Source organism: Chitinophagaceae bacterium, from assembly GCA_016713085.1.
In the GTDB taxonomy this organism is placed as follows: domain Bacteria; phylum Bacteroidota; class Bacteroidia; order Chitinophagales; family Chitinophagaceae; genus Lacibacter.
Genome location: JADJPV010000001.1, coordinates 2,370,435 through 2,392,581 on the forward strand (window position 1 = coordinate 2,370,435; position 22,147 = coordinate 2,392,581).

General features: G+C 38.6%; 20 protein-coding genes and 2 pseudogenes. 19 read left to right on the forward strand and 3 right to left on the reverse strand.

The window, feature by feature from the left end:
• Positions 1 to 559 precede the first annotated feature (559 nt).
• Complete coding sequence (locus tag IPK31_11395) at positions 560 to 1,717, reverse strand: hypothetical protein (protein ID MBK8088497.1); 1,158 nt, start codon at positions 1,715 to 1,717, stop codon at positions 560 to 562.
• A complete protein-coding gene (locus tag IPK31_11400) occupies positions 1,714 to 2,694 on the reverse strand; it encodes a DUF2157 domain-containing protein (protein MBK8088498.1) in 981 nt (326 codons plus the stop codon). Before IPK31_11400 ends, IPK31_11395 begins: the two co-directional genes overlap by 4 nt.
• Positions 2,695 to 2,836: 142 nt before the next feature.
• Between IPK31_11400 and IPK31_11405 the strand changes: the two genes are divergently transcribed.
• From IPK31_11405 to IPK31_11480, 16 genes and pseudogenes are all read left to right on the forward strand, one after another.
• Complete coding sequence (locus tag IPK31_11405; protein MBK8088499.1) at positions 2,837 to 3,304, forward strand: hypothetical protein; 468 nt, start codon at positions 2,837 to 2,839, stop codon at positions 3,302 to 3,304.
• Between the two features lie 121 nt (positions 3,305 to 3,425).
• Positions 3,426 to 4,271: a hypothetical protein gene (locus tag IPK31_11410; GenBank protein ID MBK8088500.1), complete on the forward strand. Its 846-nt coding sequence runs from the start codon at positions 3,426 to 3,428 to the stop codon at positions 4,269 to 4,271.
• A gap of 362 nt (positions 4,272 to 4,633) precedes the next feature.
• Positions 4,634 to 5,048, forward strand: a pseudogene (locus IPK31_11415) (hypothetical protein).
• The gene (locus IPK31_11420; protein MBK8088501.1) at positions 5,038 to 5,619 is read left to right on the forward strand and encodes a TetR/AcrR family transcriptional regulator; all 582 of its coding nucleotides are present in this window, start codon (positions 5,038 to 5,040) and stop codon (positions 5,617 to 5,619) included. The pseudogene IPK31_11415 and the gene IPK31_11420 overlap by 11 nt, the downstream one beginning before the upstream one ends.
• Positions 5,620 to 5,704: 85 nt before the next feature.
• The gene (locus IPK31_11425; protein MBK8088502.1) at positions 5,705 to 6,178 is read left to right on the forward strand and encodes a hypothetical protein; all 474 of its coding nucleotides are present in this window, start codon (positions 5,705 to 5,707) and stop codon (positions 6,176 to 6,178) included.
• Positions 6,175 to 6,459 carry a hypothetical protein gene (locus IPK31_11430; GenBank protein MBK8088503.1) on the forward strand — a complete coding sequence of 95 codons (285 nt, stop codon included), beginning with the start codon at positions 6,175 to 6,177 and terminating at the stop codon, positions 6,457 to 6,459. Before IPK31_11425 ends, IPK31_11430 begins: the two co-directional genes overlap by 4 nt.
• A 107-nt stretch (positions 6,460 to 6,566) precedes the next feature.
• On the forward strand, positions 6,567 to 7,805 hold the full coding sequence (locus IPK31_11435) for a TolC family protein (protein MBK8088504.1): 1,239 nt from the start codon (positions 6,567 to 6,569) through the stop codon (positions 7,803 to 7,805).
• Positions 7,802 to 8,857: an efflux RND transporter periplasmic adaptor subunit gene (locus IPK31_11440; protein MBK8088505.1), complete on the forward strand. Its 1,056-nt coding sequence runs from the start codon at positions 7,802 to 7,804 to the stop codon at positions 8,855 to 8,857. The genes IPK31_11435 and IPK31_11440 overlap by 4 nt, the downstream gene beginning before the upstream one ends.
• A gap of 13 nt (positions 8,858 to 8,870) precedes the next feature.
• Positions 8,871 to 11,936 (forward strand): annotated as a pseudogene (locus IPK31_11445) (efflux RND transporter permease subunit).
• Positions 11,937 to 13,294: 1,358 nt separating this feature from the next.
• Positions 13,295 to 13,534, forward strand: a complete 240-nt coding sequence (locus IPK31_11450; GenBank protein MBK8088506.1) for a DUF2141 domain-containing protein — start codon at positions 13,295 to 13,297, stop codon at positions 13,532 to 13,534.
• A 129-nt stretch (positions 13,535 to 13,663) separates the two neighbouring features.
• Complete coding sequence (locus IPK31_11455; protein MBK8088507.1) at positions 13,664 to 13,891, forward strand: hypothetical protein; 228 nt, start codon at positions 13,664 to 13,666, stop codon at positions 13,889 to 13,891.
• 99 nt (positions 13,892 to 13,990) lie between these two features.
• Positions 13,991 to 14,239, forward strand: a complete 249-nt coding sequence (locus IPK31_11460; GenBank protein MBK8088508.1) for an RNA polymerase sigma factor — start codon at positions 13,991 to 13,993, stop codon at positions 14,237 to 14,239.
• Positions 14,240 to 14,343: 104 nt separating this feature from the next.
• A complete protein-coding gene (locus IPK31_11465; protein MBK8088509.1) occupies positions 14,344 to 14,550 on the forward strand; it encodes a hypothetical protein in 207 nt (68 codons plus the stop codon).
• A gap of 22 nt (positions 14,551 to 14,572) precedes the next feature.
• A complete protein-coding gene (locus IPK31_11470) occupies positions 14,573 to 15,094 on the forward strand; it encodes a hypothetical protein (protein ID MBK8088510.1) in 522 nt (173 codons plus the stop codon).
• A 29-nt stretch (positions 15,095 to 15,123) separates the two neighbouring features.
• Positions 15,124 to 15,450 (forward strand): hypothetical protein, encoded by a 327-nt coding sequence (locus IPK31_11475; protein MBK8088511.1) that lies wholly within the window; start codon positions 15,124 to 15,126, stop codon positions 15,448 to 15,450.
• Between the two features lies 1 nt (position 15,451).
• Positions 15,452 to 16,129: a DUF2202 domain-containing protein gene (locus tag IPK31_11480; protein ID MBK8088512.1), complete on the forward strand. Its 678-nt coding sequence runs from the start codon at positions 15,452 to 15,454 to the stop codon at positions 16,127 to 16,129.
• Between the two features lie 82 nt (positions 16,130 to 16,211).
• Here the strand turns inward: IPK31_11480 and IPK31_11485 are convergent, their stop codons facing one another.
• A complete protein-coding gene (locus IPK31_11485) occupies positions 16,212 to 17,372 on the reverse strand; it encodes a hypothetical protein (protein MBK8088513.1) in 1,161 nt (386 codons plus the stop codon).
• 150 nt (positions 17,373 to 17,522) lie between these two features.
• Between IPK31_11485 and IPK31_11490 the strand changes: the two genes are divergently transcribed.
• The 3 genes from IPK31_11490 (at position 17,523) to IPK31_11500 (ending at position 22,105) form a co-directional block, all read left to right on the forward strand.
• Positions 17,523 to 18,932, forward strand: coding sequence for a hypothetical protein (locus IPK31_11490; GenBank protein MBK8088514.1), 1,410 nt, complete (start codon positions 17,523 to 17,525; stop codon positions 18,930 to 18,932).
• Between the two features lie 29 nt (positions 18,933 to 18,961).
• Positions 18,962 to 20,446 carry a glycerol kinase GlpK gene (gene glpK, locus IPK31_11495; GenBank protein MBK8088515.1) on the forward strand — a complete coding sequence of 495 codons (1,485 nt, stop codon included), beginning with the start codon at positions 18,962 to 18,964 and terminating at the stop codon, positions 20,444 to 20,446.
• A gap of 108 nt (positions 20,447 to 20,554) precedes the next feature.
• Positions 20,555 to 22,105, forward strand: a complete 1,551-nt coding sequence (locus IPK31_11500; protein ID MBK8088516.1) for a glycerol-3-phosphate dehydrogenase/oxidase — start codon at positions 20,555 to 20,557, stop codon at positions 22,103 to 22,105.
• Positions 22,106 to 22,147: the final 42 nt, after the last annotated feature.

Genomic DNA, 22,147 nt, shown 5'->3' on the forward strand with positions numbered 1-22,147 from the left:
ATAGATATAGCGATTCTAAAAATGTAATAGGAAATTAATTAACGGTTGATCAAAGTATAAGTTCAGGATAATGAAGAAGTATTGTAAGTGAAATTTAACCCTGATGAGGGCAAAAATGCTTTTATAATTTTTGCATTCCCACCAAGTTCCGGAATCAGAAATGGGAAATACTTTATCCCACAAAATGTATTTGCAGTCTTTACCAAAAATAAACTTTGAATCAATTAATAAGATTTTCAGTTAAAAAGGAGGATAATATAATTATAAGTCTTTAATGATCCAGAGCAGTATAGTGATAAGACTGAAAATACTCAGGCCAAAAGCTTATTGCAATATTACTTGCTGCGGTTATAGGTTTTGAAAGAAAAAGAACAACAACTTAATTACTGAAACAGGCAAAAAGATAGAAGAGGATATTAATCGTGGAATTGTTTGTGCTACGAGATCTAAATTGATATGAAAAACTTGAAGAATATAAAACAAGGCAAAGAATTCCAATAATAATGAAGGTACTTTCAGATTCAGAAATATTCTTTAGATTTCAATAATAAACAAGTTTCTAAAACTCTCCCCCGGCTCCACCACCACCAAAACTTCCACCACCAAATTTTGTTGTTTCTTCAGTTGGCTTGGTTTGCTGACCAAATGTTTCAGCAATGATCAATGATTCAATCTGCAGCTTTTCCATTTTATTTTCTTTATTCAGCTCGGCATAGGTAAAACCAAACTTCGGTTGTTTGAGATAGCTGATCAGCCCATAAGAAAGAATCAACAAAATTGCACCTGCAATGGTCATAAATACTTCATGTGGAATAAGATGATAATAATTCCGAACGGTAAAAACCATCGCAGCAATGAGCAATAATCCAACACGCAGAAAGAGTGCGTCTTTTTTTTGAATGCCTCTTGCAATATAAAGTATAGGAATAAGAAAGGTTAATATCCAGAACATCCATCCAAAGGGTAAAGAACCGTCACTGGTTAAATGAAACATTGCATTGTTCACTTCTCTCACCACATAATAATTTCCGGCGGCATAAAAACTGAGCAGACTTACAATACTGATCATGCTAAAACAATGCTCATAATTTTTCAGGCTTACTTTCTTTTCAAGATGCTTAATCAAAAAATAAACAGCAGCAGAAGCAGCCATCAGCACAAATGGGATGATGGCTTTTGAAATCCCCAGGTGATCAGTAAAAAGAAAGAACAATATTGCAAGCAAAGAAAGAAATGCAACCGCACTCATAGCCCTGTCAGCAAAACGAATGCTGCAATACAATGAAATAAGAAAGGCCAGTACACAATTCGTTAACGCACCAGCATCAAGAATTAAACTGATACTGCCGAATAACATCCCGGCAAAATTCCACAACAATGCATCATCCACTCCTGATTTATAATGTTGTTTTGTTTGCACCATAAACTCCAGTGCAGCATAAGTAAGCAGTGCAAAAAACAACATCAAACCCTTCCATGCGTTTTCAAGCGAACTCATAAACAACAAAGAAAAAAGGCTGAAGGAAAAAGAAAGAATGATGAGGGTTAAAATAAATAAACCAATACGGATAAAAATATTCGGCGTATAAAACTGAACAGGGTATTTCTGTTTGATAGCCAGCAATTCCTCTTTGCTGATAAAATTATTTTCAAAAGCAGTGGTTGATTGCTCCTGTATCCGTTCATTGTGCAGGGATGTGTTGTTATAGGCAATCATAGTGCTTTTATTTTTCTGTTACTGCTGATGAGGAATAATACAAGACCAATTCCGGACATAATAAAATATAGTAAGCCAAGATAGACCGGCCCCATATCATATCCGCCAATTGAAATCAGGAACCTGATAGCCACATAACTGATGCCGATATAGGTATATAGTGTAGTTACTAATAAAAAGTAAAAAGACTTTGTCTGCATTGATCTCGTATAAGAAAAAAAAGCAAGTCCAGCCAGTAACAGAAACCAGACTAAATAGATGCTGTCGAACTGAAACATGGCCGAGAGGCAGGAAATAAACAAAACATGTGTACCGAAGTTGGCATAGGTAAATTCAAAATGATGTTTCCATTTTTTCTGTTTTGAAATAAATGCCAGTGCAATCAGTACCGCTCCCAGGAATAAACCTGAATAAATAATGGTGCTGCTGTTGAAATCATTGACACGTAATAGCTGAGATGGTGTAACAGTAATACCGATCCATGCAGCTAAGTTGGTAATGGCTAAACTTAACACACCCAAATGATCAAAGAAGTAAGCAGAGAAAAACAATACCAGCATAGGGAAGAAAGTAGCCAGCCCGTAACGAGTACCAAACACATTGTATTGAAACTGCAGGTAAGCGATAAAGCTCACAAAGGTTAAACAGCCCAGCAGCAGTACATAATCAAAATATACATTGGGCGATTCAACTTTGGCAGTTGAAAAAGGCAGTTTCGTCTTTACACAATAATAAAAAGCACCTGCGCAAACTGCAGCAATGAATGCAAGGATGGCCTGGTGACCGATGGTATCAATATTTTTATAAATTAAAATGCCGAGTCCGCCGCTCAGTAATAATACACCGAGGTATAACAGTGTTTTAATTTCCCAGTGTATGGAAAATAATTGTTTGGCCTCAGCTTCTTTTATCTTTTCAAAAGAACTGTCTGTAACCAGTCCTTCATTGTGGAGTTGCTCCAACAGCTGTGTATTCATCTTACAGTAATGATAAGATTTTTTACAGAAATAACTAAAAGCCCATAGGATTTGAATTCCGTTCGCTGTCAAAACAAATGACAGGATTGTTTCCGGCAGCATCGGAAGCAGAAAAGAATCTTTACAATTAAATTTAACCACTATGAAAAAAATGTTTTTCATACTTGCATCAGCATTACTGATTGCAGGCGCAGGAGTTGCTCAGGATCAGATTCAGCAAAAAGACAAACTTCAGAAACGTGATCGTATTCACCAGGAAGATCATCTGATGCTGAAGGATGGTAAACTGTACCAGGTTAAGCAGGGAGTACAATCCCAGGTACAGGCACAGGTTACCTTACAAAATGGTACCGTTTGTAACCCGGATGGAACTTACCAGTTAAAAGACCGCAACCAATTACGTTTACGTGATGGTGAGTGCCTTGATATGGAAGGAAACAGGTATATGAATCAGAACAGATTCAATAACCGCAAAACCATGAGCCAGGGCCAGATACAACGGTCACAGAACAGAACCATGAACCGCACCCGCCCTTCAACACAGGGAACAGGTAACAGAAAGGGGGAGTCAACTGATCACTTCAGTCATCAATTCCGGCCTAAAAATTAACGGAGTTGCAATTCGGCAGGCGTTTTTTCTGAAGGATTGTAACTCCTTTTTCAGTTCATTAAAATGCTTTTATGAACACTCTCTTTCAAAAGCTGCTATCCTTTTCTTTATAAGTTTTTCAATGATTGAAAAGCTGCCGGCACAATCCTCTTCGGCTGATACTGCAAAACGGAAACAGAAAGCCAGCAGTTCTTATGCAGAAGCAGGACTCAGTTATATCAGCAATATTGTGTTTGCGGGGAGAAAGGATTCAGTTGCTGTTCCTTACCTCAGCCCGGTAATCGGCTATTCGCACAAATCAGGAGTATTTGCAAAAGGGTCATTTTCCTATCTCACATCTGCCAAAGAAAGCAGAGTTGATCTGTACACACTTACTGCAGGTTATGTGTACAGCAAAAACAATTTCATTGCAGGAGTTGATGCAACAAAATATTTTTTCAACAGCAGCAGTACGAATGTACAATCAGAAATGAGTGGCTATGCTGCTCTTTTTTCCGGTTACAGCTTTAAAGATATTCTTACTGTGTATGTTGATGGAATGATCAGCTTCAGCTCAAAACCGGATTTTATTCTTGGCACAGAATTGAATCATACATTTTATGCTGTCCATGATCAGTTAAAAATTACACCAACCGTGTATGTAAACTTTGGAACGCAGAATTATTACAATGAATATTACAGTTATAAACGTTCAGGTGGAGGAGGTTATGGAAATGGCGGAGGAGGAAGCACACAAACCACAACAGTTACTGCAGCTGAATCAACAAAGTTTCAGCTACTGGATTATGAATTCAGTTTACCGGTAAGTTATACGTACAAAAAGCTGACAGTTTTCTGTACGCCCGTTTTTGCAGTACCCGTTAATCCATCTTTAATTACAATAGATGGAGTAACAACAAGGGAGGTGTTAAGTAATTCTTTTTTCTGGTCGGCTGGGATTGCCTATCGATTTGCTGAAAAAAAATAGCTTTATAGAAGTAGGGGCAATTTTTTTTAATTAATCAACCAGCTCATTAGTGCCGGATTTCCGGCGTATGGGCAGTATTAGTTAAGTGAATAAAACTAATACAATAACAGAGTGTAGCACTTTAGAAAAGTGCCGGGCGACATTTGCACCCTTAACTGATGAAAGGACAGAATGAATAAGGCGACCTGACAACAGCAGGCAAGGAAGTGTGGATAAATGGTTTTGCTGACCAGAATGAATTAGATGAAGATCTGTTCTTTTGAAGCCATACAAGAATCTATGTGATAAAAATCACTTTTAGGAAGAGGTAAATCAGGTTATATTTGTGAGTGAACATTCACTTACTTTTAAAAAGAAACATCATGGCCGGAAAAAACAACATTGCAATTGGCTTCTTTACAATGGGGGCTTTTATGGTTTCGGTTTTCTCTTAATTTATTTAGGGATTTTGCACCTGGTAAAGCAGAGTGGGTTAACTCTTATAGCATCGGAAAGCACTTTGAAAGCAGACTGGCTCATGTGCATGGCAACTTGTTTGCCTTTCTGAATATTCTTATCGGTTATTTATTACTTCATTTCAAAGATAAACTCAACAGTGTAAAAGCCATTTCGTGGCTTGCATTAACAGGACTTTTAATGCCCATCGGCATTTTAGCAGAAGTATATTTAGGATTACCTCCTGTCTTAGTATTAATTGGTGCAATTGCTATGTCAACTTCTGTTATATGGCTTGGTATTTCTTTTTATACAATGAAAATTACAAATAATGGAAATTAAAGAACGACAATTAGAAATTATTGAGGCGGCTGGAGAAATTCTTACAGAAGCCGGGATTGCAGGGCTTACTACAAAAAACCTTGCAGCCAAGATGGGTTTTGGAGAGAGTGCCCTTTATCGGCATTTTAAAGGAAAAGAAGAAATCATCGTTACTATGCTTCAATACCTTGCTGCAGATATGGATAAACGGCTTACTGCCTGTACAGTAAAACTAGATAACCCTGTGGAAAAGCTGAAAGCTGTATTTAGCAACCAGTTTGATTTTTTTCAAAAACATCCACATTTCCTGGTTGCTGTATTTTCAGAAGGCCTGCTGGAAGAAAGCAAAAAAATCAATGTAGCTATTATGGAAATCATGGCGACAAAAAGAAAACATCTGTTACCAATTATTAAGCAGGGGCAATTAGAAGGAATTATTGAAACATCAGCTACGGCAGAAGATATATTGCATATCATCATGGGAAGCTTCAGGCTGCACATGCTGCAATGGCGAATGACAGATTTCTCCTTCGATGTAAAGAAAAAAGGGAATAAACTGATGGATAGTATTTTGACTTTAATAAAAATATAAACTATATGAAACATTCAATCCTGAAAATAATAGCCATTGTCCGGGGTGTCGTATTTTTTATTATCAAACAAGCAATTATCAAAACATGCAAAGATTTAGATTTTTATTACCTGTTGCTTTTCTTGTAGTTATTGCCTGTAATAATCAGGAAAGTAAGAAAGAAGAAAGTCATGACACCCATCAAAAGTCAGAAATGAAGGATGCGCAAATGGACAACAAAGAGAAACATGAAGAAACTGCGGGCATAATTCAGTTAGATAGTGGAAAAAAATGGAAGGCTAATCCTGAAACCATAACAGGCATCAACAATATGTCAACGCTTGTGCAGAATGGCATTGCTGGTAAGATTGAAGCACCAAAAATTCATAATTCGCTGCAGGCAGAATTTAAAACAATTTTCGATAAGTGTACTATGAAAGGCGAATCGCATAACCAATTGCATAATTTTTTACTTCCATTAAAAGGACTGCTGGATAAATTGAAAACAGTCGGTTCGGACAGTAATACCCTGGAAGAAATTCGGAAATATCTCTTAACCTTTAAATACTATTTTGAATGAACCTGAAAGATTTATTTACAGAAGACAAACCACTTCAAACAAAAAAAATATTTACTACAGCTGAAGCGGTAATATCAATAGAGATAAAAGCTGGTGGTATGTTAAAGGAACATCTAACGACTGTGCCTGCATTTTTGGTCTGTGTTATCGGTGAGGTTGTTTTTGAGAATGAAAAAGGCGTAAAAGAAATTTTATTGCCCGGCGACTATGTAAATATTGAGCCAGACATAAAACATTGGGTAACTGCTGAAAAAGACAGTAACCTCTTACTGTCAAAATAATTTTCCTATTTAGGTAGTGAGTATTCACTTCAATATATATAGTATGAAACAATGCTTTTTTCTTTTATTAGCAGCACTGCTTTCTTTTATCAGGTTACAGCCAGCAGTTGGGCCTGCAGCAATGTATTGATTCAGCTGTTCAGCATAATTATTCTGTTCGTATATCCGGGTATGATGTAAAACAGGCTGATGAAAAATTGCTCGAGGCAAAAGCAAACCTGTTGCCGAAAATAAACGCAGTGGTTGATTACAGGTATTATACCAATCTGCCTTACCAGTTATTACCGGCAGCCGTATTTGGTGGGCCCGCTGGCAGTTATAAAGAAGCTCAGTTTGGTGTTCCACATAATATTAATGCTAGTGTACAGCTTACTTATCCGCTTTATAACCCGGTATTGCAGGCAGGCATTAAAACAATACAAACAGGTGCAGAAGTAGCTGAGTTGCAGCAAGTGAAATCCCAGGAAGATATTGCACTGGAAGTTTCCAATGTATATTACAATGCCCAGGTATTGATTCACCAGCTTTCTTTTATTGACAGTAATATAGTTAACAGCAGAAAGTTACTGGCTGTTATTAAATTATTGCATCAGCAGAAAATGGCAAAGGGAACGGATGTGGAGAAAGTTAATTTACAATTGCTGCAACTCCTTACTCAAAAGGAAACAGCAGAAAGTCAATACAACCAGGTGTTAAATATTTTGAAGTTTCTTATTGGTCTGTCTCCAGATTCAAAAAGAAGTATCGAAGCAAATCCCGGAGCCAGTCAATACACAGTATTCACCGATAATCCTGTTACGGAAATTAAATTGGCAGAAAAACAAATTAGTTTTTTGCAAACAGAGAAAAAAATCATACAAAAATCAAAGCTGCCGGTATTTAACCTTAACGCTTTTTATGGCACAGCCGGTTTTGCCAATACAGGCTCCAATGGTTTTTTAAAATTTTATCCGTTAGGATATGCAGGATTGCAGGTCGTTATGCCATTATACACAGGTAATGTAACCAAACGAAAACTAAAAGGGAAAGAACTGGAAATAGAAAAAGCAAGCGTTAAGCTCAGTATGCTGCTGGAAAAATATAATGTGGACAGGATAAATAATTTGTCTCAACTGGATATTGCTCAAAAAAATCTTCATCTAATCAATCAGCAGATACAATTTGCACAAACGATTTATTCAAAAACAGTGCTTCAGCAAAAAGAAGGTATCGCCACTCTTACGGATGTACTGCTGGCAGATAATGCAATAAAGGAAGCACAGCAAAATCATATAACTGCTCTGGTGGCATTACGCCGGGCCGAACTCGAATATAAAAAACTCACCGGAAACATTTTAAGAAAATGACAATGAAGAAACTATTGTATATCATTCCTCTTCTTGCTATTGCTGCAATTGTTGTTATTAAACTGAAGAATAATAAAAAAATAGCACAAGACAAAGTGTATCAGTACAATAAAGAACAGGCTGTTAATGTGCAGGCAGATACTTTGAGGTTTGTACAGAATGAGGAAGGCAATTTCTTTACAGGAACATTTGAGCCTGATAAAGAAACAAAATTAAGTGCTAAAGCGCAAGGAAAAATCAATATGATTTATGTGGATGCAGGAACCATTGTAAAAAAAGGACAGACCTTACTAAAACTGGATGATGCTTTGCTGAAGCATCAGCTTCAGGGAGTGGCAGTGCAGGTAGAAGGGTTGGAAGACGATGTAAGGCGCTATACTATTCTTGCTAATGCAGAAGCTATACAGGGAGTGCAATTAGAAAAAGCGGTGTTGGCATTAAAAGCAGCAAAGATTCAACGCAACACTTTGCAGGAACAGATAAATAAAACTACTGTATCAGCTCCATTTAATGGAGTTATAACCCAGAAATTTACAGAGGTAGGTGCATTTGCATCGCCTGGTATTCCGCTGCTTCAATTAACAGATATACGGCAATTAAGGTTTACCGTAAACGTGCCGGAGAGTGATTTGAATCTTTTTAGAAACAATCAAGCTTATCCAGTAAAAGCAGATGCTTATCCTGAAGTAAATTTTTCAGGTAAAACTATTCTTATTGGCAGTAAAGGAAATACAGGTAACAGCTTTCCTATACAGTTCTTAGTGTCCAATACCGCTGATTTGAAAATCAAGTCGGGAATGTTTGGTAGAGTATTGCTTAAAACAGAAAGTGGTAAGGAAAGCCTTATTATTCCCGCCTCTGCCATTATTGGGTCAGGCAGTCAGCCGCAGGTATATATTGTAAAAGAAGGCAAAGCCCAGCTTCAGAATATTACCGTTTCAAACCGGATACAAAACAGAGCTGTAATCAGTGCCGGTTTAAATGAAGGCGATGTAATAATAACCGGGGGATTCATCAATCTTTTTAACGGAGCGAATGTAATCATTAAATAAAAATCAGCGTACAATGAATATTACAGAGATATCAATCAAACGGCCATCGCTGATCATAGTGCTGTTTAGCATATTCGCCCTGTTTGGTGTAATTGGGTATAAAAATTTGAGTTACGAGCTCATGCCCGATTTTAATCAACCTGTGGTTGTTATAAAAACAGGCTACCCAGGTGCAGAACCCAACGAGGTGGAAACATCTGTTTCAAGAAAAATTGAAGATGCATTATCTAACCTCGAAGGGGTAGATTACCTTGTTACCAAATCATTGCCCAATGCATCCATCATCATTGCCAATCTTAAATACGGACAGATTTGGATAAAGCAATGCAGGATGCACAACGCTACATTGATAATATCCGCAAGATTTACCGGCAGATATTTTAAGTCCGGTAATGAGTAAGGTTTCGCCCAATGATTTACCTATCATGTCCATCAGTGCAAACAGCATTTGCCTGCCACTGAATTTATCAAAAATGAAGGATGAATATCTGCCGCAAATTCAGCAATTAAAAGGTGTGGCAGAAATAACCATCCTCGGCGGCGAGAGAGAGATACAGGTAAAAGTGAACCAGCAAAAATTAAAGTTGTATAGGATTTCGCTGAGCCAAGTTACAGGAGCCATCAACCGTTCGGGTTTAGATCTGCCTGCCGGTAAAGTGCAATCAGGAAAAGAAATAATTCGTGCGGCTCACAGGAAAGTTTGCTACTATTGATGATATTAAAAATGTGCAGGTAGCCATGCCCGTTGCAGGAAGCCCCGTGTATGTAAAAGATGTGGCTACAGTGAGCGATGCCATTACAGAAACAACATCTATAAGCCGGTACAATGGTAAGAATGGTATCGGGCTTATGCTAAAAAAGCAAGGCGATGCCAATGCGGTTGATGTGTCCAGGCTGGTAAGAGATAAATTCAAAGTAATTGAAGAGCAGAATAAAAATGCAGGAACAAAATTTGTTATTGCGGATGACAGTACCGATAACACCATTGCCGCAGTTGACTCTGTTGTTTTTGATTTGATGCTGGCCGTTATTTTGGTTTCATTGGTGATGCTTTTATTTCTGCATAGTTTCAGAAATGCTTTAATTGTGCTGGTGGCAATTCCCACTTCGCTGGTAACAGCCTTTGCAGTAATGTGGCTGCTGGGTTATACATTAAACCTGATGACCTTACTGGCCATGTCGTTGATCATTGGCATTTTGGTGGATGATGCAACTGTAGTGCTTGAAAATATTCAACGGCACCTGGATATGGGAAAGATAAAAGAACTGCTGCCATGGACGGGCGATGGAAATTGGATTTTCTGCATTGTCAATTACTCTGGTAGATGTGGTGGTGTTTTTGCCCATCCTGTTTTTGCAGGTATTTGTTGCCGATATGCTCAAACAATTTTCTGTGGTTGTAATTACATCGACCCTTACAAGCCTGCTGGTTGGTTTTACATTAACTCCCTGGTTAGCTTCCCGCATAGGCAAAAGTAGATTTAAAGCCCAGCAATATTTTCAACCGTTTTTTACTCTGGTTTGAGCATCAGTTGGATAAATTTATCAACTGGTATGGTATGCAATTAAAGTGGGTATTAAGTCATAAACTTATTTTTCAGGTATTGTTGTTTTGTTGCTGTTAATCACTTTGGGAATTATGCGGCAGGGAATTATAGGCAAAGAATTAATTTCTACCGGCGACCAGGGTAAGTTTCGTTTGAGTTTAGAGTTTGATAAATCCACTTCCATTCAGCAAAACAATTTGGTTGCTCAAAATATTGAAATCTATATTTTAAAACAACCGGAAGTATTAACGGTTTTCAGCAATGTTGGCGGGCCAAGCACAGGCATGGAAGTTTGGGAGTGGGTGCTGCTAATAAAACGAATTCACCATTCAGTTAAAATCAAAAAGGAGCTTAAAATCTTACCACAGAAAGTTTTATGAAAACAATCAGGGAAGATTTGCAGAAAAATATCCGGGCATAAATTATTCTATGGCTGCGCTGGGATTGGTACCACGATCGGCCCCGATAGAAATAACATTAAGTGCTATTGATATAGCCAGGTAATGAAAACGGGAAATGAATTGAAAGCAGTGATTGAAAAAATACCGGGTGCAGATAATGTTCGCCTGTCGGTAGAAGAAGGAAGTCCCGAATACAAAATAATTCCTGATAAAGATAAAATGCAGCGGCTGGGATTAAATACGGCTATGGTTGGTTTAAATATTCGTACAGCCTTCACAGGAAATGACAAAGCCACTCTTACCCATAACGGAACGGAGTATCCTGTAAGAATTTGGTTAGATGAATTTGAACGAAGAAATTATGATGATGTTAAACGGCTGTCCATTATTAACCCAACGGGGATACCGGTTGAAATTTCTCAATTTGCAGAAATAGTACAGGATAATTCACCTTCTCTTTTAGAACGCAAAGACCGCCAACCGGCAGTTACATTGACCGCAGATGCATTGGGCAGGCCATCTGGAACGGTTGCAGATGAAGTGGTGGCTTATATTAATAAGAACCCATTGCCGGCTGGCATGGATATGACCTGGGGCAGTGATATAAAAAGGCAGAACGATAGTTTTGGTGCTTTGGGCTCGGTATTGCTCATTTCCTTTTTGCTGATTTACTTAATTATGGTGGCGTTATATGATAGTTTTGTTTATCCCTTCGTTGCCATGTTTTCAATACTGGTAGCGGTTATCGGGGCTTTTCTTGCATTAAATCTGTCATTAAGCAATTTAAGTTTATTTGCTTTGCTTGGTTTAATAATGCTGATGGGGCTGGTGGTAAAGAATGCCATTTTAATAGTTGATTTTACCAACCAGTTAAAAGCACAGGGGATGCATTATAAAGAAGCACTAATTACAGCGGGCAAAGAACGTATGCGCCCAATTTTAATGACAACTGTTGCAATGATTGTTGGTATGCTGCCCATAGCATTGGCAAAAGGAACAGCCAGCGAATGGAAAAACGGGTTGGCCTGGGTTATCATTGGTGGGCTTTTATCATCTTTAATACTCACTGTTTATTTAGTGCCGATGGTATATTATGTGGTGGATAGATTGAAAGAAAAATTTGGAAGAAAAAATGTACTAAAATACCTCAGATCGTTACTAATGAAACTGTCAGCTAAATATTTTTTAATTTCTTTTGTTGGGTTGCTTTTATTATTCATTCATGTCAGCAATGCAACAGCCCAACCGATGAATAGTAAACATTCATTACGTATCCTATGGGATAACGATTTTATCAATGTTCGTGGGGATGGTACGGACAGATATTATACCAACGGCATGAGGATAGATTATTTTTATACTAAAAAACAAAAAGCAGAATTCCTATCATCACTATTACTTAATGTTTCGGATAATAATAGCAATATTTACGGCTGGGGATTAGCTCAGTTTATGTTTACACCTAAGAATATTGCTGTACCAGATATTCAATATAATGACCGGCCGTATGCTGGTGCATTGTACAGCATTCATTCCCTCCAGTCAATTGATAAGACTAAAAAAATAAAAGTCACTTCTGAAATACGTTTGGGAGTTATTGGGCCACTGAGTTTTGCCAAAGAAACCCAGACATGGGCACACAGTGTTATCAATTACACAAAGCCACTTGGCTGGCACAACCAGGTGCCAAACGATATAATTCTGAATTATAACATCAGTATCGAAAAGCAAATGCTACAGCCTTCCAAAAAGCTTTTATTGGTTGGTATCATTGAAACATTCAGTGGTACAACTTATAATGCGGCGGGTGTAGGTTTTATGCTAAGAGTAGGCAAATTCAATAATTATTTTGATGAGATTTCTGTATCACAAACAAAAAAAAATAAATCACAGTTATATGTATTTATGAAACCTGTTGCAAGGGTTGTACTAAGTAATGCTTTATTGCAGGGAGGTCTGTTAAATCAAGTCAGCCCTCAGAGCAATGGCTATGTTTTAAGTAAAGACCAAATAGAGAGAGTAGTTGTATTATATGAGGTTGGTATAACTTTTGAGAAATCAAAATACAGTATTACTATTAGTCAAAAATCTATTGGAGTAGAATTTAAAGGACAATACACACAGGAATATGGAAGCTTTATGATGCAATTTAAATTATAGAAGTAATAGAATTGGACTATAACTGCTGCGTCATTGGAGGTATTTTTTACAAAGTCCGAAAGTAGCATATTAAAGAATAACAAGAACAGTGTCAACTCAAATTATTTCAAATGAAAAAGCTAACTAAATATTATATCTTTTACCGGTCTACTCTTATTGGTTTCTTTCAGTTCTTTTAAAGAGTGGCGTAAGGCGTCAGATTATTCTTTAATTGTAGGAGTTGATAATCATCGAAATACAGATGGCGTTGTAATCTTTGCCTTGTACAACAGAGAAGACGCATTTCCTGATGAGCATTATAAAAAGTATTTCAAGAAAGTACAGGGAAAATAATTAATGCTTCATCATCAGTAAAATTTGAAAACGTACCACCCGGGAAATATGCAGTGAATATTTTACACGATGAAAACAATGATGGCAAGATAAAAAAAGGGTTCGTTTTGCCGTTAGAAGGGGTTGGATTTTCTAATTATCAAGCAATAGGGTTTGGCAATAAACCCAAATTCAGTAAAGCATCTTTTGAATTTTTAAGCAATGTAAAAATTAGAATAAAAGTAATATACATGTAAGAAAAAATGCATGATTGGTTAGCTTTTAAAGCCCTTGGCCTATATGCAAACAAAACATGAACAAAATTTATACTGCAACCCATAGGAAAACAAGCAAGATATTGTCTAAAATAATCAACAGGCTGGTGCATGCATGATATTGAACTGATACAGGGTGTCCTTAATGGCAATCAACAGGATTTTGAGTTGCTGATAAAAAGTATCAGCCAAATGTATTTCCGCACAGTTATCGGTTTGTTACATAACAAAGAGGATGCAGAAGAAATTACACAGGATATTTTTATAAAAGTGTATCAGTCGCTTTCATCGTTCAGCGGAAAAGCAGCTTTTCTACCTGGCTTTACCGTATTGCTGTAAATACAAGTCTGAATTTTTTGAAGAAGAGGAAGCGCAGGTTTCTGGATTGGGTTATCAGATCTGCTGCAGATTCCATCAAAGGACAAACAGGCAGAGGCTGTGTTAACTGAAAAGTCGCAAAAATCAATTATCCAGAAAGCAATCGACAGCCTGCCCGAAAAGCAAAGACTGGCTTTCGTGCTGGCCAAGTATGAAGAACTTCCGCAAAGACAGGTAGCTGAAATACTTGAAGTGAGCGAAGGAGCAGTGGAGCAGCTTATCCTTCGTGCAAAAAATAATCTCAAAAAAATTAGAAATAGAGCTGGAGGAGCCATAAGATTTTTATTAAATGAATTGTCTAATAGTTAAACCGTTCAGGTTAGAGTGCAGAGAAAAAAATACATCAGTTAATTGAAGACTTTATACAGGAGGAGCGAAATACAGAATACAATCCTTTTTTATCAACCCGTGTAATGGCGGCCATTGAGAAGAGGAACAGGGAAGAAGTAAAGCTGCTGGGGTCACCTGTATGGAAAACAGCTGTGATAGGACTCGGACTGTTTGTGGCTGTGTTTTCCGGAATAGCTGCCGGCAATCTTTATCAAACAAAAAGCGAAGCTTCTGATGTTGTATTGATTAATGATGACAGTATTGAAAACTTTAGTTTTACAGCCAAATAGGAAATGAATAATTTCGGATATGATGCGTAAAACTCAAATATTAACCTGGCTGGTGGTTTTGCTGGTAGTGATGAATGCAGTAACAATCGGAACGATCCTGATTCATAACTACAGGGAGAATCAAATCAATGATAACATCGCTATCAATTCCGGTCAGGGTGGAAATATGCTGAATGGCAGATTCCTGAAACAAACGCTTGCTTTTAATGACGAACAAATGGATGCTTTCCGTGATGCCAATCAGCTGTTCCGTCCTTTTGCAATGGATGTAACCTATGAGATTGATTCATTGAAAACAGAAATGTTTACGGAGTTGCAAAAAGCAGCACCGGATACTGTACGATTGAATGGAATGTCGAAACAGATTGGTGATTTGCATGGCCGGTTAAAGTATGAAACATATAAATTTTATTTAAACATAAAAGAAATATCTACTCCGGAACAGATGAAAGAACTCGAAAAAGCTTTTCAACCTCTCTTTAAAAACGAAGGAAACATCTCTCCCGGAAACCAGCACAGAAGAAGAGGCTGGAACAGGAACTAAACAGATTAATAACAATTAAATATTGACAAATGAAAAAGATGATTCTTACAGCAATCTTCATGGTTGCTATCGGCGGAGCTTTGTCTGCCCAAACAACAAAACCGGGCAATGGCACACCGGGAACAAACACAAACAGTCCCGCCTATGTTGATGCCAACAAAAACAAGGTATGTGATAACTATGAAAATAATACCCGGCCTGCGGTTAACAGGGGACAGGGGCAGGGAAGGAGAGAGGAGGTTATGGCATGGGTAACAGGCAGGGACGTTCAAACATGCAATGCCGCAGAACAGGCGGAGGCAGAAGATCATGGTAATGATAGCTTACTTGTTTTCAAATACCCTAAAATAAAATAGTATGAAAAAGGTTTTTAAAGCCTTGGCGATAATCATATTGCCGGCATTACTTTCAGCGGGATGCGGGAAAGTAAATCAGTTGAATGCGGATAACTTAAATAACGGAGGTATACAGTCTGCCACTCTTCAGTCACAGATTAATCTTCTTCCTAAAGAAGATCTCAATGCCTCTGAGTTAAGTTCGTTATTGCTTATGCGTGAAGAAGAAAAACTGGCAAGGGATGTTTACAGAACATTGTATGCAAAGTGGAATGCAGCAGTTTTCAATAACATCAGCTCAAGCGAACAGACGCATATGGATGCCGTATTGATACTGATTAACAGGTACGGACTTACTGATCCCGTAAAGTCTGACGAAACAGGAGTATTTGAAAGTGTGTTAATGAAGAATCTTTATATTCAGCTGACAGAACTTGGAAGTAAAAGTTTATTGGATGCATATAAAGTTGGAGCAACAATTGAAGATCTCGATCTGTTTGATCTCACAAAGGCACTAACCACTGTTGACAACCAGGATATCCGTACAGTTTATGCAAGTCTTTCAAAAGGGAGCCGTAATCATCTCCGCTCTTTTTACACGAATATTATCAATGCAGGCGGAACGTATACTCCCCAATATATTACTCAATCAGAATTTGAGGTAATTATCAACAGCAGTATGGAAACAGGCAGATGGTAGAATTGGCTATGATGTTTATTATTGTAGTTGCAGGTTTATGGTTTACAGAGTCCTCGTAAGAGGGCTCTGTTTTTGTTTGAGATTACAACACCGGATGCCGCTTAAATTCTTTCGTTCTGTCGAAGATGTAACGGTAGGTAATTAATTTCCGGCTGATATGTGTGCCGAGGCTGGCCGCCACATTCATCATCTTTGGATTAAAGTCGCCGATCCACTGCATTTCATAATCATCATAGAGCATGGGTTCCTGGATCACTTTTGCTGCTTCCATAATCATAAATGCATCCACCCCTTTTCGTTGAAACTCCGGAACAATCCCAAAAATAATTCCGGTGAATTTTTTATTACGTTTGGTTGCTTTCACCCAAATGAATTTCAGCTTTCCCCACATGTCGAGTTTGCCATTGAGATGTTTGAACCATTGATTGAGATCGGGCATGTTTAACCAGATGGCAATGGGCTCATCTTTATAATAGGTAAACCAGCTGATGCGTTCATCCATCACCGGCTTCATAGCATTGAACATGCGGATGGCCGTTTTTTCTTCCATCTGTTTCAGCCCTGCATGCCCGGCCCATGCTTTATTATAAACTGTTGCAAAGTCCCTGGCGAATTTTTCCAGCTCATTCATGTTGGTATGAACGGCTTTGTAATTTGGATCTTTTGACAATTCATCATGATGCCTGTAGAATCTTTCTTCGAGTTTATCTTTTACTTTCAGCGAATAACAATACTGGTTAAAGAAAATTTTGAAGCCGTAGTTTTCAAATAACTGCTGATAATAAGGAAGGTTGTAGTTCATGCAATACAAAGGTTGCTGAAAACCTTCTACCTGTAATCCCCACCAGCGGTCACGTTCACCAAAATTGATAGGCCCATCCATTGCTTCTATGCCTTTGCTTTGCAGCCATTGTTTAGCTGTATCAAATAAAAGATTGGCTGCGGTTTGATCCTTAATACACTCAAAAAAACCCATGCCGCCAACTGGAAACTCATCATCTTCGGTTTTGTACCTGCTGTTCACAAATGCAGCCACACGGCCAATAAGTTTACCTTCATCTGATTGTAAGATCCAGCGTACAATTTCACCATGCCGGAATGCTTTGTTCTTTTCCGGATCGAATACCTGTATAATATCCTTGTCCAGCGGACGGATCCAGTTGGCATCCTGTTTATATATATTCACAGCTACCTGTAAAAAGTCTTTTTCTGTTTGCTTAGTGCTGACCTGTTCAATTTTCATGGAATTCTTCTCAGGAAATTTATTTCACGAAAATAGTCAGAGTTTTCTTTAACATAACCTATACTTTAAATTATGATTCTTTTTTAATACGGGTAATTGCAACACACTTACTTTTGAACTGTCCGGTAAACCATCTATAAACTAACTCTTATGACCCTCAGATTTACCCTAACCATTTTAATTGCCTGCATTTTTACAGTTAATCAAACAAGCGCACAGGATTCTTCTTTCCAGTTAAAGGATTATAAATTCCGCACCCCGGGTGTAAGGGGATTGGAATTGGATATTAATCTCAGCGGGGGAGTATTAGATTCAAAAGTTGCTAACTCAAATGATATACATTACCGTTCATTCAATTCAAACCCTTCTTTAGATTATTTCAGAATCATCAGCACAGATAAACGGCAGAATACTTCAAATTTCAGTTTGAACCCATCGTACAGTTCAAAATTCAACAGTACTGATTTAACGGGAACAAAAACCAGGGCTGCCAATCTATTTGGCAGATGGAGCAGAATGGATCGTTTCTTTTTTAAAAAGAATACATTTTTTGAAATTGGAAATGAGTTCAATACATATGGAAATAGTAACCGCCAATTTGGTGGAAGTATTTTTTCAAACAGCGGGAGAATAAATTTTCAGGATCAGCTTTCAGTTGGAGTTGGCAAAGGCAGGTTAGAAAATGTACAGGATGCACAGATGGCTATGTTTATAGTTAATGATCTTAAAAAAATGAATTTACTGGATCAGGATATTTCAGCTGAAAAAATGAACGAACTGGCCATGTTGATTACAGGGATTAATAACCGCCGTGTATTTGACAGCAGGAGACGCCGCATTTATGAACTCACAAAAATTGATTCTTTCTTTCAGGCAAATAATTTCGTGAAGCATTCCTCCATTGCCTATTTCACTGCTGTTAATGATAATTGGGCATTTGCTTTTAATCCCGGCAGGCAGGCCGGAACGATTTATTATTTCAGAGTAAGGCCATCAGTAAGATGGGAGCATAGTAAAATTGAACAGAACAATCCATCAAGTACTTATAAGGGAAGCGACAGATCATTTACATATGGGTATGAACCTGTAATAGGTATTGAAAAACAAAAACCGGTTAATTTATTCTGGCAAAAAAGTATGGGGGCATCTTTAGTTTTTGTTCAGGAATGGAGAAGATTCAAATCTGAGGTTCAAAATGGCAACAACCCTCCGCAGCAACCCTTTTTAAACAACACAACCCGCTCAGAATTATTGATGATTGCCTTTTATTCTGTCGGGTATTATCCCAGTAACCGAACAATGATTACTGGAACGTTCAATATTCTACCGGAATATATGTTCAGTAATTTTTTTGATCAATCACTGGGCTTTGCAATAACTCCGGGTATAAATGTTTCAGCCAGTTACTTTGTCAGTTTCAGAACCAGGCTAAGCTTGTATGCAGGGGCTTCCTGGCGGTACTACGATCCCGGAAAGGTATCATCAACACCATATGTATATTACTCCCGTTCTGCTTTAAATGCAAACATCAATATCGGGTTTAGCCATATCCTGTTTTAAGTAAGTTTTTTCAATATCTTGTATGTGTTATGAAGAAATACATACTTGCACTCGACCAGGGAACCACCAGCAGCCGTGCCATTGTGTTTGATCACGAAGGAACAATTGTTTCCGTTGCACAAAAAGAGTTTACACAAATTTTTCCGCAGCCGGGCTGGGTGGAGCATGATCCCGAAGAAATCTGGAGTACACAATTGGGTGTTGCCGCAGAAGCGATCACTCATGCCGGGCTAACAACAGAAAATATTCATGCCATTGGTATTACCAATCAGCGGGAAACAACCATTGTGTGGGATCGGAACACAGGCAAGCCAATTTACAATGCCATCGTTTGGCAGGACAGAAGAACTGCTGATTTCTGTGATGAGTTAAAACGGAAGAACCTGCATATTCTTATTCAGCAACGTACAGGTTTGGTGGTGGATGCGTATTTCAGTGCATCAAAAGTGAAATGGATTTTAGACAATGTGGAAGGCGCAAGAACAAGAGCAGAAAAAGGTGAACTCTGTTTTGGTACAGTTGATACCTGGCTGCTCTGGAATTTAACCAAAGGACAGGTGCATGCAACAGATGTAAGCAATGCAAGCCGCACCATGCTCATGAATTTGCAAACATTGCAATGGGATGGTGAACTGGAAAAGATTTTCAATATACCCGGTAATATGCTGCCGCAAATCCGCAGTAGCAGCGAAGTATATGGCAAAACACAAAACATTCTTACGGCAGTTAATATTCCAATTGCCGGTATTGCCGGCGATCAGCAAAGTGCCTTGTTCGGACAAATGTGTACGCATCCCGGCATGGTAAAAAATACCTACGGCACAGGATGTTTTATGCTGATGAATACAGGAGAGAAAGCAGTGATCTCCCGCAATAATTTATTAACGACAGTGGCATGGAAGATCAATGGCAAAACAGAATATGCACTGGAAGGTTCTGTATTTATTGCCGGTGCAGTGGTACAATGGTTAAGAGACGGATTGGGCATCATCCGTTCATCAACTGATATTGAACCATTAGCTGCAAAAGTAAAAGACAGTGATGGTGTGTATGTTGTGCCGGCCTTTACAGGTTTAGGTGCTCCTTACTGGAACCAGCATGCAAGAGGAACGATTGTCGGAATTACAAGAGGAACAACCGCTGCGCATATTGCCAAAGCAGCATTGGATAGCATTGCTTATCAAACCGCTGATGTATTAAAAGCCATGGAAGCCGATTCAGGAATTGAAATTAAAGAACTGAGGGTTGATGGTGGAGCTACTGTTAATAATTTATTGATGCAGTTCCAGAGCGATCTGCTCAATACAGCGGTTGTTCGTCCACGTATTACGGAAACAACGGCATTGGGAGCCGCTTATCTTGCCGGACTGGCAACCGGTTACTGGAGCAGTATTGATGAAATTCAGCAGCAATGGCAGATTGAACGGAAATTTGTTTCAGGCATGGAAGAGGAGAAAAGGCAAAGCCTCAGCAGCGGCTGGGCAAAGGCGGTGAAAGCAGCGATGAGTTATTAGGAGTTTGCAGTTTGTAGTTTGGCAGTTGAGCCTCCAAACGTCAAACTCTTTCATTAATATTGCAGTCGTTCTGATTCAAACTATGAACTATAAACTAAAAACTACAAACTGAACAGATCTCAACAGATACAGCAATTAAAAACAACCAACCACTGGGATATCATTATCATTGGTGGTGGTGCAACCGGCCTTGGTGCCGCAGTTGATTCTGCAGCCCGTGGTTATAAAACCTTGTTAGTCGAGCAGCATGATTTTGGAAAAGGCACATCCAGCCGTTCAACCAAACTGGTGCATGGTGGTGTAAGATATCTGCAGCAGGGAAATTTTCGACTGGTAAGAGATGCCCTGCGTGAAAGAGGTTTGCTGCTGAAAAATGCTCCGCATATTGCACATCCGCTCAAACTGGTTTTACCTGCTTACCGCTGGTGGGAGAAATTATATTATGGGCTTGGTTTGAAAGTGTATAATTTTTTATCGGCCAAACTGAGTTTGGGAGGAACAGAAATGTTATCCATCAAAAAAACGCAGGAATACATTAAAGGACTGGATGGAAAAAAACTCAGCGGCGGTGTTTCTTATTACGATGGACAGTTTGATGATGCAAGACTTTGTGTGTCGCTTGCGTTAACAGCGGGTGATGTAAGTGCAACGGTATTGAATCATTGTAAAGTAACCAGCCTTATTCACGAACTGGAAAAAGTGAAGGGTGTAATGATTGAAGATGCATTGGATGGTAAAGTGTATGAAGCAAGAGGAACCATCGTCATCAATGCAACAGGTGTGTTTGTAGATGAAATTTTAAAGATGGATGATGATGCGTTGTTAAAAACCGTTTCACCATCGCAGGGAATTCATATTGTGGTTGATAAAAAATTCTTTCCCGGCGAACAGGCTCTGTTTATTCCACGTACCGATGATGGGCGTGTATTGTTTGCAGTTCCATTTCATGATAAAGTAATTATAGGTACAACAGATACAAGTGTTGAAAATGCAAGTGCCGAACCTGTTGCATTGGAGGAAGAAGTAACCTTTGTGATCAATCACTTCAACCGCTATGTACATACAGGATTGCAACGCAGCGATATTAAAAGTGTGTTTGCCGGATTGCGTCCATTGGTAAAAGTGCCGGGTAAAAAGAAAACGGCTTTACTTCCCCGTGATCATACCATCTGGGTTTCAAAAGGTGGCATGGTGAATATCAGCGGAGGTAAATGGACAACGTACAGAAAGATGGCGCAGGAAGTAATTTTGAAAGCTCACTATACAGGTGGGTTGGCTTATACCCGTTGTCAAACGGAAACCATGAAACTGCATGGCTGGATGAAGAAAGTTGATTTTAATAATCCTTTATATTATTACGGAAGTGATGCAGCAGCCATCCGTTATTTACAGGGCCAGGGTTATTCTCAATTGATTCATTCCGAACTTCCTTACACCGTTGCTGAAGTGGCATGGGCCGTATTAAATGAAATGGCGATGACGGTGGAAGATGTTTTGGCAAGACGTACAAGAGCTTTGTTTCTTGATGCAAAAGCCGCCATTGAAGCAGCGCCATTGGTTGCTGATATCATGATGAAGGAAATGAATAAAGATGAAGCATGGAAACAACAGCAGCTGAAAGAATTTAATGAAGTGGCGGAAGGGTATTTGTTGAAGTGAGGAAATGTGTGATGTAAGATGTACGCAACGTCAGACGCCCCC